Origin of the sequence: Microbacterium sp. CFBP 8801 (assembly GCF_014839455.1) — a bacterium.
In the GTDB taxonomy this organism is placed as follows: Bacteria; Actinomycetota; Actinomycetes; order Actinomycetales; family Microbacteriaceae; genus Microbacterium.
The window spans coordinates 15,322-30,517 of the sequence record NZ_JACYNU010000020.1 but is presented as its reverse complement, the minus strand read 5'-3'; the positions used below and the strand labels follow the sequence as shown (position 1 = coordinate 30,517).

The following is a 15,196-nucleotide window of genomic DNA, read 5'->3' as shown; positions in this document are numbered from 1 at the left end:
GAGTGCTCGCACGGTAGTTGTTTTGCTGTGGCAGCTACCGACATGTGATTGCAGGACACTCTTGGTGCAGGGACAAGGGCCGGTCGGAAGCCTCTCCGACCGGCCCTTACTCTTTGTCCACAGGACGGACCCGAGAGCGCGTCCTCCCGAGGCGTCCTCCCTCTACGCTGAATGCATGACCGATCGACGTCTCGCCGTGCAGGCGTGGGAGAGCCTCTTCCGCGCACAGTACGAGGTGTTCGAAGACATCCGGTCCGACTTCGACAGCACCGAGCTGACGCAGGCCGAGTACGACGTGCTCCTCACCGTCACGCGGTCCCCGCGCATGACGGCACGCCTGCGCGACGTCACGGGCAACATGCTCATCAGCCAGCCGAGCGTGTCACGCCTGGTCGAGCGCATGGTCACGCGAGGTCTGCTCACCAAGTGCGCCGACCCCGAAGACGGTCGAGGCTCGCTCGTGACCGCCACCGAAGCCGGCGCCGTCACGTTCCGGGGCATCGCCGCCGCACACGGCCGCTCGATCGCCGCGCGCATGGCGCGCCTCGACGATGACGAGCTCGCCCAGCTGCAGGCACTCACCGCGAAATTACGCGCCCCCGCCTGACGACGACCTGCTCGATCGGCGATCTCCCGCCCCCGGCCGATCGCCGGGCCGCCGGTCCGCCGACGCGCTGCGACCAGCCGAGCCACGGGCGTCAGCACTCGATGACGTTGACCGCCAGGCCGCCCTCGCTGGTCTCTTTGTACTTCGTCGACATGTCGATGCCGGTCTGGCGCATGGTCTCGACCACGGCGTCGAGCGAGACGTAGTGCGAGCCGTCGCCTCGCAGGGCGAGCCGCGCCGCGGTGACCGCCGTCGACGCGGCGATGGCATTGCGCTCGATGCAGGGGATCTGCACGAGTCCACCCACCGGATCGCACGTCAGGCCCAGATGGTGTTCCATCGCGATCTCGGCCGCGTTCTCGATCTGCCGGTTCGTCCCACCCATGACGGCGGTGAGACCACCCGCGGCCATCGCGCACGCGGAGCCGACCTCGGCCTGGCATCCGCCCTCGGCGCCCGAGATCGACGCGTTGGCTTTGAAGAGCGAGCCGAGGGCCGTCGCGGTGAGCAGGAAGCGGCGGATGCCACGACGACGGTTCGCCTCGGCCACGTCACCGTCGTCCCACGCGGCGACCTCGCCGCGGGTGACGGCGTGGCCGTCGTACCCGAGAAGAGCGCTGCCCACCAGCTCGCCGTAGGGGGTCACGGCGTTGCCCGCCCCCAGTCCCGAGTCGGCGAGGAAACGCCACCAGTACATCGCCACCGCCGGAAGGATTCCAGCCGCGCCGTTCGTGGGCGCCGTCACGACTCGACCACCGGCCGCGTTCTCTTCGTTCACGGCGAGCGCGAACGCCCCGAGCCACTCCCCCGGCAACTCTCGATGGCCCTCGGCCTCAATGGCATCCAACTGTCCTCGGATGACGGCGGCTCGGCGCTTGACCTTCAGGATGCCGGGGAGCACCCCGTCGTTGCGCAGGCCGGCGTCGACGCAGGTGGCCATGGCGTCCCAGATGCGGTCGAGGCCCGCGGCGATCTCGTCGTCGGAGCGCAGGGCCGCTTCGTTGAGGCGCGCGGCTTCGGCGATGGTGATGCCGCGCTCGTCGCACAGCTCGATCAGGGTGGCCGCGTCGTCGAAGGCGAGCGGCATGGGCGCGGCCGCGACAGCCGACGGTTCGCCCTCGCGGCGGATGAAGCCCCCGCCGATCGAGTAGAACGTCTCCTCGACGAGGACGACCCCGTCGGCGTCGCGCGCGACGAGGGTGAGGGCGTTGGGATGCCCGGGAAGGCGCGTCCGGGGCACGAGGGCGACATCGCTCTTCGCGAACGGGATCTCGTGCTCGCCGGCGAGGCGGAGGGAACGCCCGTCGGGCCAGTCCGACCACGCGCGGCGAACGGCATCCGGATCCACGGTCTCGGGCTCGAGGCCCTGCAGGCCCGCCACGACGGCGTCGGGGGTGCCATGGCCGATGCCGGTCGCACCGAGCGATCCGTAGAGCGCGCACGAGACGGATGCCACCCGCTCGAGGATGCCGTGAGCGCGCAGCTGGGCGGCGAAATCGACGGCCGCGCGCATGGGGCCGACGGTGTGGGAGCTCGAGGGTCCGATCCCGATGGAGAACAGCTCGAACGCGGAGACGTAGGCGCTCATGTCGCCAGCGTACGTGTCCCCTCCGACACCGTGTGGTCACCGGTGCGCCACGCCCGGGATGCACGCCGTTCGGGGCCGATTAGACGTGCCCCGGGGTCGCGGCTATGCTTGACCACGGCCTGCGCGCCGTTTCGCGCGGAGGCCCTGCGCCCGTAGCTCAATGGATAGAGCATCTGACTACGGATCAGAAGGTTAGGGGTTCGAGTCCCTTCGGGCGCACACTGTGTTGAGACAGTAGAGGTCCGGTCCGGAAGAAATTCCGACCGGGCCTTGTCTCGTTTTCGGGCGGCGACGATCCGCCGCCGCGATTCGGTGCTGCTCTCCCTGCCTCGCGGAGAGAGCAGCACCGGATCTCAGCTCGTCGTCCGACGCCTCCGCGCGGACAGCAGAACGCCGGCGGCGATGATCGCTCCCGCGACGGGAAGAAGCCCGAGCCACACCACGGTGCCACTCTGGGCGAGCGCGCTCGGACGGCCGGGTGCGGCCGACGCGGTCGGGCCCGCGGAGGCCGTCGGCTCCGGCGAGTCGCTCGACTCAGGCGACGCTGTCGGATCCGGCGACGCCGTCGGCTGCGGAGACACCGTCGGCTGCGGCGCGGGGTCGTTCATCGCGGCGGTCATCGTCGCGAACCACTGCCACGGTGCCGACGCACCGCCCGGAAGGGCCCCCGCGTACTCGTCCCCCCGGACTCCGCCGAACCGCGGCTCGGCAGCGACGATGTCCTGGAGCGATCGAGCGAACTCATCGGGTGAGGTGAACGCGCTTCCCGCGGGGCAGAGAGCGGGCGAGGTGCGGGCCGACAGGACGACCTTCTCGGGTGGCATCCCCAGTCGGGCGACCAGTCGGCGGTAGTCGTCGCCGGTCATCACGGCGTCGCAGGCGAGGCGAAGGGCGAACCACGCCACGTCGTCGCCGCGCGCCGCCGCGACGGCGGGATAGTCGGGAGCCGAGTCGCTTGCTCCCGCGAACGCCGCCTCGTCACCGACGAGCGACACGGTGGACAGCGGGCCGAGGTCACGGCGCAGAGCGTCGACCAGTCGCACGATCATGCCCGTGTCGAGGTCCGTGCGGATGTCGAGCTCGACGGCGTCGAACGAGTTCATCTGCAGATACCCGCGGAGGTTCCCGTAGTAGCGGTCGAAGTCCTGGCTCAGCACCGACCAGATCGACGCGGACTCGCCGCCGAGGGTCACGACGACGGGGATCCCGGCAGCACGGACCTCGGCGAGCTCGGCCCGTGCGTCCGGGTCAGTGTCGGCGAAGAAGGGCTCTCCATTCCTGAGGAACGCGCCGTCGTCTCTCAGATCGAACGTGCCGAAGGCGACGGCATCCACTCCCGTGTCGCGGGTGACGAGGTCATCGAGCGGGATGATCTTCGCGCCGTCGTTCGTGGTCCGGTACGTGGCGATCGTCTTCGTGGCGGTCACGGGCCGCGGGGTGATCGACGACGCGTCCACCCGCACGACATCGACGTCTGCGCCCGTGCTGTCCAGGTGGATCGAGACGCCCGTCGCGGCATCCGTGTACGTCTCGCCGACGCGCAGCGGGGCGTCCAGCAGCGTCGCCTCATTCCGGACGTCGGGATGCCGGCCATCGGCGAACTCGACCTGGATCGGGCCGTCGCCCATCGTGCGAGACACGTCGACGGTGGACACGAGGACGCCCTCGTGGGGAATGCCGACGTCCCACTTCTCGGCGCGCCGGGACTCGACGGTCAGCACACGCGAGGCGTCGAGACGCACCGCGGCGAGCAGGGTCGGGCCGTCGGACTGCACCGGCGAGAGAGACACGGTGCGCGTCTCACCGGGCAGCACGCAGGCGACCTGTGCGTCGCTGGCCCAGCCGAGCATCCATCGGTGCCAGGCGAAGTACGCATGCCCTGGACCGATCGTCGAGCCCATCAGGTCCCATGGCCCGGTCCATCGCGTGGACGGTGCCCCGTCATTCGAGGTGTCGTACAGGTCGGGCAGACCGAGGACGTGACCCATCTCGTGCGTGGGCACCCAATGGCCGCCCCCGTTGAGATCGACCTGCCGCAGCAGCGCCCCGTGCGTCAGAGTGCGTCCGTCGGCCACGACCTGGTAGTCGTTGCCCGCGTGGGAGCGGAAGGCGTCACGCGGGGTCTTCGTCGTCCAGACCACCCAGACCACGTCGACGTTCGAGAAGTCGACGACGTCGTCGGTGGCGGCGACGGCACTCGCGAGATCCTGCTGACCCTCCTCCCACTCGGCAGAGGATCCGGCCAGGCGCGTCCACACGGGATGCGACCGTCGCTGAAGGGTCAATGCGCCGCGCGAAGCGTCGTCGAGCGCCTTCACCGAGACGTCGAGGGTCTCCTCGATCCCGGGGATCTCCCGAGGGTCTCCGGGCGCATCGTCGAAGTCGACGTACAGCGTCGCGACCACCGGGGAACCCGAGGGGGGAAGCGCGTTCGCCGGCAGGGGGAATCCCTCCCGAAGCGGGCTGTCCCCCGCCGGCGCACGGCACGCGGCGGCCCCGGGTGCCGGCGGCGCATCGACCGTCGACGCGGCCGCGGATACGCCGCTGGGCAGGAGGGCGCTCGCCGTGAACGCGAGCGCCGCGAGGATGGTCAGGAATCGAGAGGGGCGACGCGGATGTCCCAGCGGTTTCACGGGCGAAGCTTATCGACTCGAGAAAGCGCGTTCTTCGAGCGAGATCGCGTCTCAGGAGAGCGGGCCGGACTCGTCGCCGGGCGCGGCATCGTCCCGCGCTGATGTGCGCTGCAGGACCGCGATGGCCTCGCGCAGGGAATCGAGCGATGCCTCGATGTCGTCGTAGTGGTGCACGAAGCCGTTCGCGTCGCGCGCGCTCACCGACACCATCGCGTACCCCGACCGGGCGACCCGGGCCGTGCGTCCGAACCGTCGCTTCGCCATGGCATCCGCCCTCCGTGTGGCCATCGACCGTGTCTGAGCACGGCGTCGGCATCCGGACGCCGCCCTCGCCGCGCTCCGGGACCGCGTCAGAGAGCGGCCGACTTCTTCTTCTTGCCGCTCTTGCCGCCGCCGGTCGTCGGCGCGGCCTCGGAGGCCGCCTCGGCCGCCTCGGCCTTGTCTTTCGCCCGGCGCTTCGCCTGCGACGCGAGGCGGGCGAGGTCGACCATGCGCAGGGCATCCATACGGGCACGCCGCATCGTCGCGTATTCGGGGTCGGCGTCGGCCGTCATCCCCTCGACGTCGAGACGCTGACTGAGATTGGCCTCGACGTCACCCCAGGCCGCGATGCGCGCCGCGGCGACGAGCTGGCGCACGCGCTCGGGATCGTCGGCGAGGGCACGCAGCTCTTTGGCGACGCCGTGCGACTGCTTGGCACGACGGCGCAGGTTGCGGGTGTCTCGGTCGCGGTAGTCGTGCGTTCCCGACGAGTCGGAGAATCGGCCCCACGCACGCTTTCGCTGATGCGTCACGCGTTCGGCGGCCTGGTCCTGCTCGTCGGCGAGGGAGCTCAGGGTCTTCCGGGCGAACTCCGCGAAGACGTCACCGTCGAAGTGACCGCCTCGGGCGATCGTCTCGACCAGGATGCGGTTGCGCAGCGAAAGCCGGGCCGCGGCCGTCGCGATCGACAGCCCCTCGGCAATGGCTTCCTTCGTGCGCCCCACGTGACCTCCCGCTCCAGGCTATCGGTCGCGCGTCCCCCACGCGGTCCGTCGAGATCAACCGAGCTTCGTCGCGAGGGAGGTGATGCGCCGCGCGCGGGTGTCGGCCGTTTTGGCCCCCTCGACGTTCGCGACGTGGGCCTTTCGGGCGCTGGGAGCGAGAGCGTCGAACGCGGCGCGCGCGCCCGCCGCGTCGAGAGCCGCGGCGAGATCGTCGGGGACCTCGACGGTGCGCGGAGCGGTGTCGAGTCGCAGCTCGACGACGATCGGATCGCCGCCCGACAACCCCGTCGCCGCGCGTTTGTCGGCCGAGAACGGGATGAGCTGCCGCCCGCCCATGACGGCGAGCGTACTGGGATAGACGTACCCGTTCACATCGACGACGACGGCGGCGCGTCTGCCGCCGCCGAGGGCCTCGACCACCTCGGCCGGCACCTCGATCCCGGTGTTGTTGCCGATCTGCGACAGGGTCGTCTCGAAACGCATGACCGCAGTGTGGCAGACCGGCGGGTTACGTGAACACCGGGTGAAACGCAATGCCCTGAGTCGGCATTCGCTTCCCCCCTATGGTCGCCTATGTAGCGGAGGGCCTCGGAGAGTACTCGGGGGCCTTCTGTCGTTTTCGGGAGTCGCCCCACCCGCCCGGGTTCTACCGGATCGCCTGCCACTGACGCAAAGGCCAATCCAATCCATGCATTGCCTTCGAAGATGAGGTGACGCGGCCGGACGGTCGCTGCCAACTCTCTGGGAGGTTCATCATGAGCTCATCACCCAACCGTCTCGTGGCCACCGTCTTCGGCGCTGTCTACCTGCTCGTGGGTCTGCTCGGCTTCGCCGTCACCGGCGGTGTCGGATTCATCGCCACGCAGGGTGGCCTGCTGCTGGGCATCTTCGAGGTCAACCCGCTGCACAACATCGCCCACCTTCTGATCGGTGGTGCCCTGCTCGTCGCGGGTCTGGCCAACGCACGCGCCGCCAAGGGGGTCAACACGACCGTCGGCGCCGTCTACCTGCTGCTCGGCATCGTCGGTTTCTTCCTGGTCGGTACCTCGGCGAACATCCTCGCGCTGAACGTGCCCGACCACTTCCTGCACCTCGCCAGCGCCGTCGTGCTGCTGGGTGTCGGCCTGGGCACCGAGCGCAACGTCCCCCGCACCGCAGCGGTCTGACGATGACCGCCGCGACGTTCGTCAGGTCGTGGCCCTCCGTGTCCGCATGGGGGGCCGGGCTCATCACCGCAGCCCTCGGTGCGGGCGCCATCATCACCACCGGCTCCGGGGTCGCCGCGCGCGGCCTCGGAGTCGGGGCGGTGGTCCTCGGACTCGCCGCCCTCGTCTGGGGCGCAGCGGTTCTCTCCGCCGGGCGCCTCGTCACACCCCGCGCCGCTCTCGCGGGCAGCCTGGTCTCTCTCTTCGCCGTCTTCGCGCTGATGTTCGCTGCTCCCGCGCGCACCAGCATCGTGGCCGTCGCCGCGGCATCCTTCCTACTGGTGGTCGTCGGCGCGACCACGGCCGTGCACCTGCGCCGGCAACGCCGGGCCGCCGCACCCGCGCGCACCGCCAAACCCATGAGCGTGATCGGCCTGCTGGTCGCCGCCGCCGTCATCGCCGTCGTCGTCACCCCCGCCCTCGGCGCCACGCAGAACGCCGTGCTGCTGCGCGACGACGGCACCGTGCCCGTCATCACCCACGAAGGTCACTGACCCTCTCTCCACGGAGCCCACCCGCTCAGACGGTGGCACGCTGGAAGGGTGACCGACGCTCCCCACTCCCCCGCTCCCGACTGGATCCAGTCGCTGCGCGGGAAGATCCTCGTCGCCCTCGCGGGCGACCCGACCGGCATGGCCCCCTACGTGCGCGCGATCGCCGAGGGCGACGACGCCGGCTACTTCGTCGAGAACGGTCCCGCGTGGACCGTGCACGCCGGAATGGGCACGCTGGTCGCCGGCATCCGCGCCCTGCTGCTGCAGGCGCTGCACCCGGGGGCGCTGGCGGGCGTGCACGACTGGTCGCGCTACCGCGAGGATCCGATCGGACGCCTCACCGGTACGGTGCGCTGGGTCATAACGTTGACCTACGGCTCGCGCACGCAGGCGGATGCCGAGACCGCCCGCGTCGGACGCTTCCACCAACGGGTGAAGGGCGAGTACCAGGCGGGCGACGGGGAGGAACGCCGGTACACGGCCGAGGCGCAGGACCTCGTGCGGTGGGTGCACCTGGCCTTCACCGATGCGTTCCTCGCCGGGCACGAGGCCTCGAAGAAACCCATCCCCGGCGGACCCGATGCCTACGTCGCCGACTGGGCGACCGCGGGGCGGCTCATGCGGGTCGTCGACCCGCCCCTCACGCGCGCGGCCCTGCGCGCCGAGATCGACGGGTTCTGGGAGCGTGGCGAGCTGCGCGGAGACGAACGGGTCGCGGACGTGGTCTCGTTCCTGCGCCGACCGCCGTTCCCCGGCGTCATGGGGTTGTCGTACCGCGTGCTGTTCGCGGCGGCGGTGGCGACGATCCCCCGCCGCTACCGGAAGATGCTCGGCGTGCGGCGCTGGCCTCTTCCCGTCCTGACGCTTACGCGCGTGATCCTGCGCGTCACCGAGCGGGCCCTGGGCTCCGGCCCGCGGGCCCAGGACATGGCGCGCGAGCGGCTGCGGCGCCTGGAGCGTGAGGGGCGGGAGGCCGCGTGAGCGACGACCCCCGCCAGGCAGCCGAACGGTATCGCCTCGATCGCGCGCTCCGCGACGACGGCCTGCTCGAACCCGCGTCGGACGAGCGTCCGGCGCGGGGGTCGACGGCCGCCGAACGCGCCGCCTTCGTCGAGACGGCGATCCAGCAGGCGATCCGTCGCGGCGAGTTCGACGACCTCCCCGGCGCGGGCAAGCCCCTGCCCGACCTCGGCGGCGCTCACGACCCCGACTGGTGGATCCGCCGCAAGATCGAGACCGAGCAGCTCACCGGCCTCGGACCGCCCGCGCTGACCCTGCGCGTCGAGCACGCCGAGATGGCGCAGAGGCTGGACGCGCTCACGCGCGAGCCCGAGGTGCGGGAGGCCGTGGAGGACTTCAACCGCCGGGTCATCGAAGCCCGCCGTCAGCTGCAGGGCGGGCCGCCGGTGGTGACGCCGACCGTCGACGTCGAGGCCGAGGTGCGGGCATGGGGCGAGCGGCGGCGTGCACGCGAGGCGGCGGTCGCTGTGGCACCGGCTCGGCGTCGGCGTTGGTTCGGGCGGGGCCGCTGAGGCGCCGACCGGCTGAGGGCCCGGGGCGCTGAGACGGAGACCCGGCGACAGGCGGATCCCGACCTCGTCGACCTCACCGGGACCGGAATGCGGGCCGGCCCCGCGACAGGCTCAGGGCTGCGGTCAGAGCGAGGCCAACGCCTCGGCGCGCTCCACCAGGGCGCGGGCACGCGCGAGGGTCGGGGCGTAGGAGCCGTCGACCGGACCGTCGGGCGTCGCCGACAGCAGCGCGAGAGCGGCGTCGACCTCGGCCGGCGACGGCGTGAACGCGGCATGTGCGCCGGCGACGGCGGCATCGTGGAGCGCGAGAGTGCCGGTGAATCCCATCGCGACGGCGTGCGCGGCGGCATCCTGAGCCTGATCCACCGGACCGCACGGGCCGTCGATCGGTCCGGCGATACCGGCCGCGGCGGAGGCGACGACCAGCTGCGCCCGCGGCCACGACAGGGCGATGCGGTCGACCCCCATGCCGGTGTCGCGGCGGAAGTCCCCGGTGCCGAACGCGAGACGGCGCGTGGCCGGGTGCGCGGCGATCGCGGGGGCGGCCAACAGGGCCGCAGCCGATTCAACCATGGCGACGATGGGGACACCGGCGGGGAGGGATGCCGCCACATGGGCGACGTCGGCGGGCCCGGCGCACATCGCCAGCACGACGCCGGCGAGGCGGTCATCGAGCTCGCGACCGAGAGCGAGGTCGGCCTGACCGTCGCGGGTTCCGGCGGCGCTGATGCGCAACCACACCGGGGCGTCGGAGGCCGCGGCGCGGGCGCGGTCCCGACCCTCGGCCTTGCGCCCGACCGGGAGGCCGTCTTCGAGGTCGAGCACCAGCACATCGGCCGACGTCTCGAGGCCGCCGGCGAGCGGCGAGCGCAGCATCCACGTGCGCGCGAGGTCGACACGCGCCGGAGCGGGGGCGACCGAAGCCGCCCCCGCCGAGGTGTCGTGCGTCAGACTCACGAACGACCCCGCGCCGCTGCCTCCGCCGCCGCCTGGGCGCGGAACGCGTCGAGCGACTGCGTGTCGACCTTGACGGCGGGGCCGGCGCCGACCTCTGCCGAGGCGAGCTCCTTGGCATCCGCCGCCGGGGTGGCCGAGTGGTCGTGACCGGTGAGCAGGGTCTCGTCGAACGGGATGTTGCCGGAGAGGACCTCGCGCACACGCTGACCGTCGTACTGCTTGGTCCAGACGCCGATCAGCATCGTGGCCACGGCGTTGCCGGTGAAGTTGGTGACCGCACGGGCCTCCGACATGAACCGGTCGATGCCGACGATCACGCCGACGCCGTCGACCAGGTCGGGGCGGTAGGCCGAGAGGCCGCCGGCGAGGGTGGCGAGGCCCGCACCGGTGACACCGGCTGCCCCCTTCGAGGCGATGATCATGAAGATCATGAGGCCGATCTGCTCGCCGATCGACATGGGCGAGCCCATGGCCGAGGCGATGAACAGCGACGCCATCGTGAGGTAGATCGCGGTGCCGTCGAGGTTGAACGAGTAGCCGGTCGGGACGGTGATGCCGACGACGGGCTTCGAGACACCGAGGTGCTCCATCTTGGCGATGAGGCGGGGAAGAGCCGCCTCGGACGAGGAGGTGCCGACGATGAGCAGGTACTCGCGACCGAGGTACTTCATCAGCGTGAAGATGTTGGTGCGGGTCACGACGTAGAGCAGCGTTCCGAGCACGAGGGTGATGAAGAGGAAGCACGTGAGGTAGAACGCGCCCATCAGGACACCGAGGCTGATCACAGCCTGGAAGCCGGTCTTGCCGACGACCGCGGCGATCGCGCCGAAGGCACCGATCGGGGCGAGCCAGAGGATCATGCCGAGGATGCGGAAGACGAGCACCTGGAAGTTGCGGATGCCCTCGACCATGCGCGCGCCGCGCTCGCCCATGCCCTGCAGGGCGAAGCCGACGAGGAGGGCGACGAACAGCACCTGCAGGATGCTGCCGCCGGTGAACGCCGAGAAGAACGTGGTCGGAATGATCCCGAGGATGAAGTCCTGGGTCGTGGTCGCTTCGGCGGCCGCCTCGTACGTCGAGCCCGAGATGTTGAGGCCCTCGCCGGGGTGGATGATGTTGCCGACGACGAGGCCGATGATGAGCGCGAACGACGACATCACGAGGAAGTAGACCATCGCCAGGCCGCCGATCTTGCCGACCGTGGAGGCCTTGGCGATCGAGCCGATGCCCACGACGATCGTGCAGAAGATGACCGGGGCGATCATCATCTTGATGAGGCTGACGAAGCCCTTGCCGACCGGCTCGAGCGTGGTGGCGAACGCCGGAGCGACGAGACCGACGACGACACCGGCGACGACGGCGATGATGACCGAGATGTAGAGCCAGTGGTTGCGGTCGATCTTCTTCCGAGGCCGACCGTCTCGGGTGGTGCGGAGTGAGAGTGCCATGGGCGACTTCCCCTTTTCTGAACGCCTTCGTTGAGTCCGGCGGGGGTGCCGGTCGATGTCATGACTTTGATCGACGCGGGACGCGGGAGCGATTTGTGGTCGTATTGTTCACGGCAAGCGCGACGAAAGGTGCGGTGATGCGACTGAGCGTGGGTGGACGCCTGGCGCTCGTGGCGCTCGGCGTCGTCGTGCTCGTCGCGGGAGTCCTCGCCGCCCTGCTCTCGATGCAGCTGAGCGACTCCGGCCAGCGCGAGGCCGAGCAGGTCACGCGCTCGGTCGCCGAGACCCTGGCGCACGAGCCCGACGTCGCCGCCCTCGTCGGGCGCGGCGACTCCGACGCGCTGCAGCCCATGGTCGAGTACATCCTCGACGACGCCTCACTGTCGTTCGTGACGATCATGACCCCCGACGGCATCCGGCTCACCCACCGCAACCGCTCCGAGATCGGGCAGCAGTACCAGGGCTCGCGGGCCGAGGCACTCGCGGGCGAGTCGTTCACCGAGGTGTACGAGGGGACGCTCGGCCCCTCGGTGCGCACGATCGTCCCGATCCGCGACGGCGGCGACGAGAACGGCACCATCGTCGGACTCGTGGCCGTGGGCGTGACGCTCGGCGCCGTGCAGCAGGACCTCGCCGCCCGCGTGCCGGTGATCGTCGCCGCCGCCGCCGCCATCGTCGGCTTCGGCGTGCTGGGCGCCCTCTACATCCGCCGCAGTGCGCGCCGCGTGACGGGGTCGTACACCCCGGGCGAGCTGTCGCGCCTCGTCGAGAGCTACGAGACCGTGCTGCACTCGCTGCGCGAGGGGCTCGTGGTCACCGATCGCGACGGACGCATCGTGCTGTACAACGACGAAGCCGCCGACCTGCTCGCCCTGCCACCGGCGACGAGCGGGCAGGTCTCACTCGACCCCCGCGACGTCGACATGGACGCCGCCCTGGCCGACGCCATCGTCACCGGGCGGCGCATGGTCGAGGAGACCATCGTCAACGGGGACCGCGTGCTCCTGGTCAACCAGGAGGAGGCCCGCGATCTCGCCGGCCGCCGCGCCCCCGAACGCGGACACGTCATGACCCTGCGCGATCGCTCGGAGCTGCAGGCACTGCTCGGCGAACTCGAGGGCGTGCGCACCCTCAGCGACACCCTGCGCTCGCAGACGCACGAGCACGGCAACCGGCTGCACGCGCTGCTGGCGCTTCTCGAACTCGGGCGGATCGACGACGCGCGGCGGTTGATCGTGGCATCCACGGGGGAACGACAAGAACTCGCCGACCGCCTGGTGTCCGACGACGAGGGCGCCGTGGTCGTCGCGTTGCTGCTCGGCAAGCTCGACGAGGCCGCCGAGCGGGACGTGCGCCTCGACCTCGACGTCGCCGAACCGACGCCCTCGCTGCCCCTGGCCCCGGCCGAGGCGGTCACGATCGTGGGGAACCTCGTCGACAACGCCCTGGATGCCGCGAGCTCGGGCGCCGAGCCGCGGTGGGTGCGCGTGGTGGTGCGCGAGGGCGGCGGCGACGTCGTGCTCGAGGTGAGCGACAGCGGAGCCGGGTTCGACCCCGCACTCGACGACCCCTTCGCCTTCGGGGCGTCGACCAAACCCGCCCACGCCGTCGGCGGGCGCGGCGTGGGCCTGGCCCTCGTGCGCGACATCGTCGCGGCGCACGGAGGCACCCTGCAACTGGGCACCGACCCCACGACCGTGCGCGTGTTCCTGGCGGGGGCGGCGTCGTGATCCGGGTGCTGGTCGTCGACGACGACGCGCTCGCCCTCGAACTGCACACCGCCTACGTCGCGCGGGTGCCGGGCTTCGAGGTGGTCGGGCAGGCCGCCGGCGCCCGGGCCGCGCTCACCGCCCTGTCGGACGCGCAGCGCCGCATCGACCTCGTGCTGCTCGACATGACCATGCCCGACGGCTCGGGTCTCGACGTCGCCCGGCGCGTGCGTGCCGCGGGCTCGCGCGTCGACATCATCGCCGTCACGGCGGTCCGCGACGCCGCGACCGTGCGCGCCGCGGTCTCGATCGGCGTCGTGCAGTACCTGATCAAGCCGTTCGCGTTCGCCGCGTTCCGCGAGCGCCTCGAGGCGTACCGCGCGTACGTCGAGGGCCTCGACCGCGCAGCCGGAGAGGCCACGCAGTCCGAGGTCGACGCGCTGCTCGGGTCACTGCGCACCGTGGCGCCGCCCCTCATGCCGAAAGGCCTGAGCGACGAGACGCTGCAGGCCGTGGCGGAACGGGTGCGCACGGCATCCGGAGCCGTGTCGTCGACCGAGGTCGGCGAGAGCGAGGGCATGTCGCGCGTCACCGCCCGGCGCTACCTCGAGCACCTCGCCGACGTCGGCCGCGTGCGCCGCGAGCCCCGCTACGGCGGACAGGGGCGCCCCGAGATCACGTACGCGTGGGTGCGGGGCTGAGTCGCTCGAGCCCCCGTCGAGTGTCCAGGACACGCCGCTCGGGCGCGCGGACGTGCGGCGTGTCTCGGACACTCAACAGGGGGTGAAGGACGTCTGGGGAGTCAGAGCGAGAAGGCGGCGCGGACGCCCTCGTTCACCACGACGCCGGCGCGCACGTTCAGCCCCCTCGCGAGGGCGGGATCGGCGGATGCCGCGGACTCCCAGCCCGCGTCGGCGATCCGCGTGATGTAGGGGAGCGTGGCGTTCGACAGCGCCCGCGTCGAGGTGTGCGGAACGGCGCCGGGCATGTTGGCGACGCAGTAGTACAGCGCCTCGTGCACGCGGAACGTGGGGGCGTCGTGCGTGGTCGCGCGGGAGCCCTCGAAGCAGCCGCCCTGGTCGATCGCGATGTCGACGAGCACCGAGCCGGGCTTCATCGACGCGACCATCTCGTCGGTGACCAGCTTCGGGGCGGCGGCGCCCGGGATGAGCACCGAACCGATCACGAGGTCGGCGTCGGCGAGCTGCTCCGCGATCTCGAGGCGCGTCGAGACGCGGGTCTCGATGGCGCCGCCGAAACGCTCCTCGAGCTGGCGCAGCTTGGGCAGCGAGATGTCGACGACCGTCACGAGAGCGCCGAGGCCCAGCGCGTTGGCCGCGGCGTGCTCGCCCGCGACGCCGCCGCCGATCACGACGACCTTGGCCCGCGGGGTGCCGGGAACGCCACCCGGAAGCAGGCCGCGCCCGCCCGACGCGCGCAGCAGGTGATGCGCGCCCTCGATGATCGACAGGCGTCCCGCGACCTCGCTCATGGGCGCCAACAGCGGGAGCGCGCGGTCGGCGGTCTGCACGGTCTCGTAGGCCACGGCCGTGGTGCCCGCGGCCATGAGCGCGTCGGTGAGAGGGCGGTCGGCGGCGAGGTGCAGGTAGGTGAAGAGGGTGAGGTCGCGGCGGAGGAAGCCGTACTCCGGTGCGATGGGCTCCTTCACCTTGACCAGCAGCTCGGCCCGCGCCCACGTCTCGTCGGCGGTCGGGACGATCTCGGCCCCCGCTGCGCGGTACTGCTCGTCGGCGAAGCCGCTCCCGACCCCGGCACCGGCCTGCACGAGGACCTCGTGGCCGCGGTGCACGAGCGCGTCGACCCCGGCGGGGGTCATGGCGACGCGGTTCTCGTTGTTCTTGATCTCGGTCGGCACAGAGACGCGCATGGGTTCCTCCTCGAGCGGATGGGCGTGCCGGAAGAATCGCAGAACAGGGTGTTTCGGTGGTGCAAACCCGCAGATTCTTCGCGCAGCGGTCGAGGAGCACGCGTATCGTCGGATCCCGACGCTCCGAGCGCGACCGACGGCCGAAGGAT

The 15,196-nt window shown here is 71.4% G+C and carries 15 protein-coding genes and 1 tRNA gene; 8 read left to right on the top strand and 8 right to left on the bottom strand.

What is annotated here, in order from left to right:
- Window positions 1-175 precede the first annotated feature (175 nt).
- Window positions 176-607 (top strand): MarR family winged helix-turn-helix transcriptional regulator, encoded by a 432-nt coding sequence (locus tag IFR11_RS14895; protein ID WP_191916674.1) that lies wholly within the window; start codon window positions 176-178, stop codon window positions 605-607.
- Window positions 608-698: 91 nt separating this feature from the next.
- On the opposite strand, the gene IFR11_RS14890 is transcribed toward IFR11_RS14895, so the two are convergent.
- Complete coding sequence (locus IFR11_RS14890; protein WP_191916673.1) at window positions 699-2,195, bottom strand: L-serine ammonia-lyase, iron-sulfur-dependent, subunit alpha; 1,497 nt, start codon at window positions 2,193-2,195, stop codon at window positions 699-701.
- A 146-nt stretch (window positions 2,196-2,341) separates the two neighbouring features.
- Between IFR11_RS14890 and IFR11_RS14885 the strand changes: the two genes are divergently transcribed.
- Window positions 2,342-2,414, top strand: a tRNA-Arg gene (locus tag IFR11_RS14885).
- A 134-nt stretch (window positions 2,415-2,548) separates the two neighbouring features.
- Here IFR11_RS14885 and IFR11_RS14880 read toward each other — a convergent pair.
- The 4 genes from IFR11_RS14880 to IFR11_RS14865 form a co-directional block, all read right to left on the bottom strand.
- Window positions 2,549-4,600, bottom strand: a complete 2,052-nt coding sequence (locus tag IFR11_RS14880) for a hypothetical protein (protein ID WP_206755309.1) — start codon at window positions 4,598-4,600, stop codon at window positions 2,549-2,551.
- Window positions 4,601-4,879: 279 nt separating this feature from the next.
- A complete protein-coding gene (locus IFR11_RS14875; protein WP_191916671.1) occupies window positions 4,880-5,116 on the bottom strand; it encodes a hypothetical protein in 237 nt (78 codons plus the stop codon).
- A gap of 62 nt (window positions 5,117-5,178) precedes the next feature.
- Complete coding sequence (locus tag IFR11_RS14870) at window positions 5,179-5,814, bottom strand: hypothetical protein (RefSeq protein ID WP_055839237.1); 636 nt, start codon at window positions 5,812-5,814, stop codon at window positions 5,179-5,181.
- A gap of 54 nt (window positions 5,815-5,868) precedes the next feature.
- Complete coding sequence (locus IFR11_RS14865; protein ID WP_191916670.1) at window positions 5,869-6,297, bottom strand: YdeI/OmpD-associated family protein; 429 nt, start codon at window positions 6,295-6,297, stop codon at window positions 5,869-5,871.
- Window positions 6,298-6,569: 272 nt separating this feature from the next.
- Between IFR11_RS14865 and IFR11_RS14860 the strand changes: the two genes are divergently transcribed.
- Genes IFR11_RS14860 through IFR11_RS14845 form a run of 4 tightly spaced genes read left to right on the top strand, consistent with a single transcriptional unit; the run spans window position 6,570 to window position 9,045 of the window.
- Window positions 6,570-6,980 carry a DUF4383 domain-containing protein gene (locus IFR11_RS14860; protein ID WP_070409302.1) on the top strand — a complete coding sequence of 137 codons (411 nt, stop codon included), beginning with the start codon at window positions 6,570-6,572 and terminating at the stop codon, window positions 6,978-6,980.
- A gap of 38 nt (window positions 6,981-7,018) precedes the next feature.
- Window positions 7,019-7,513, top strand: a complete 495-nt coding sequence (locus IFR11_RS14855; RefSeq protein ID WP_191916669.1) for a hypothetical protein — start codon at window positions 7,019-7,021, stop codon at window positions 7,511-7,513.
- Between the two features lie 48 nt (window positions 7,514-7,561).
- Window positions 7,562-8,494 carry an oxygenase MpaB family protein gene (locus tag IFR11_RS14850; protein ID WP_055839245.1) on the top strand — a complete coding sequence of 311 codons (933 nt, stop codon included), beginning with the start codon at window positions 7,562-7,564 and terminating at the stop codon, window positions 8,492-8,494.
- Complete coding sequence (locus IFR11_RS14845) at window positions 8,491-9,045, top strand: DnaJ family domain-containing protein (RefSeq protein ID WP_055839248.1); 555 nt, start codon at window positions 8,491-8,493, stop codon at window positions 9,043-9,045. The genes IFR11_RS14850 and IFR11_RS14845 overlap by 4 nt, the downstream gene beginning before the upstream one ends.
- Window positions 9,046-9,168: 123 nt before the next feature.
- Here the strand turns inward: IFR11_RS14845 and IFR11_RS14840 are convergent, their stop codons facing one another.
- Both IFR11_RS14840 and IFR11_RS14835 read right to left on the bottom strand, forming a co-directional pair.
- On the bottom strand, window positions 9,169-10,002 hold the full coding sequence (locus tag IFR11_RS14840) for an aldolase/citrate lyase family protein (protein ID WP_191916668.1): 834 nt from the start codon (window positions 10,000-10,002) through the stop codon (window positions 9,169-9,171).
- Window positions 9,999-11,450, bottom strand: coding sequence for a cation:dicarboxylate symporter family transporter (locus tag IFR11_RS14835; protein WP_191916667.1), 1,452 nt, complete (start codon window positions 11,448-11,450; stop codon window positions 9,999-10,001). Before IFR11_RS14835 ends, IFR11_RS14840 begins: the two co-directional genes overlap by 4 nt.
- A gap of 137 nt (window positions 11,451-11,587) precedes the next feature.
- Between IFR11_RS14835 and IFR11_RS14830 the strand changes: the two genes are divergently transcribed.
- Window positions 11,588-13,180, top strand: a complete 1,593-nt coding sequence (locus IFR11_RS14830; RefSeq protein ID WP_191916666.1) for a sensor histidine kinase — start codon at window positions 11,588-11,590, stop codon at window positions 13,178-13,180.
- A complete protein-coding gene (locus IFR11_RS14825) occupies window positions 13,177-13,860 on the top strand; it encodes a response regulator (RefSeq protein WP_055839260.1) in 684 nt (227 codons plus the stop codon). The genes IFR11_RS14830 and IFR11_RS14825 overlap by 4 nt, the downstream gene beginning before the upstream one ends.
- A 101-nt stretch (window positions 13,861-13,961) precedes the next feature.
- Here IFR11_RS14825 and ald read toward each other — a convergent pair whose 3' ends face one another.
- Window positions 13,962-15,047 carry an alanine dehydrogenase gene (ald, locus tag IFR11_RS14820; protein ID WP_191916665.1) on the bottom strand — a complete coding sequence of 362 codons (1,086 nt, stop codon included), beginning with the start codon at window positions 15,045-15,047 and terminating at the stop codon, window positions 13,962-13,964.
- Window positions 15,048-15,196: the final 149 nt, after the last annotated feature.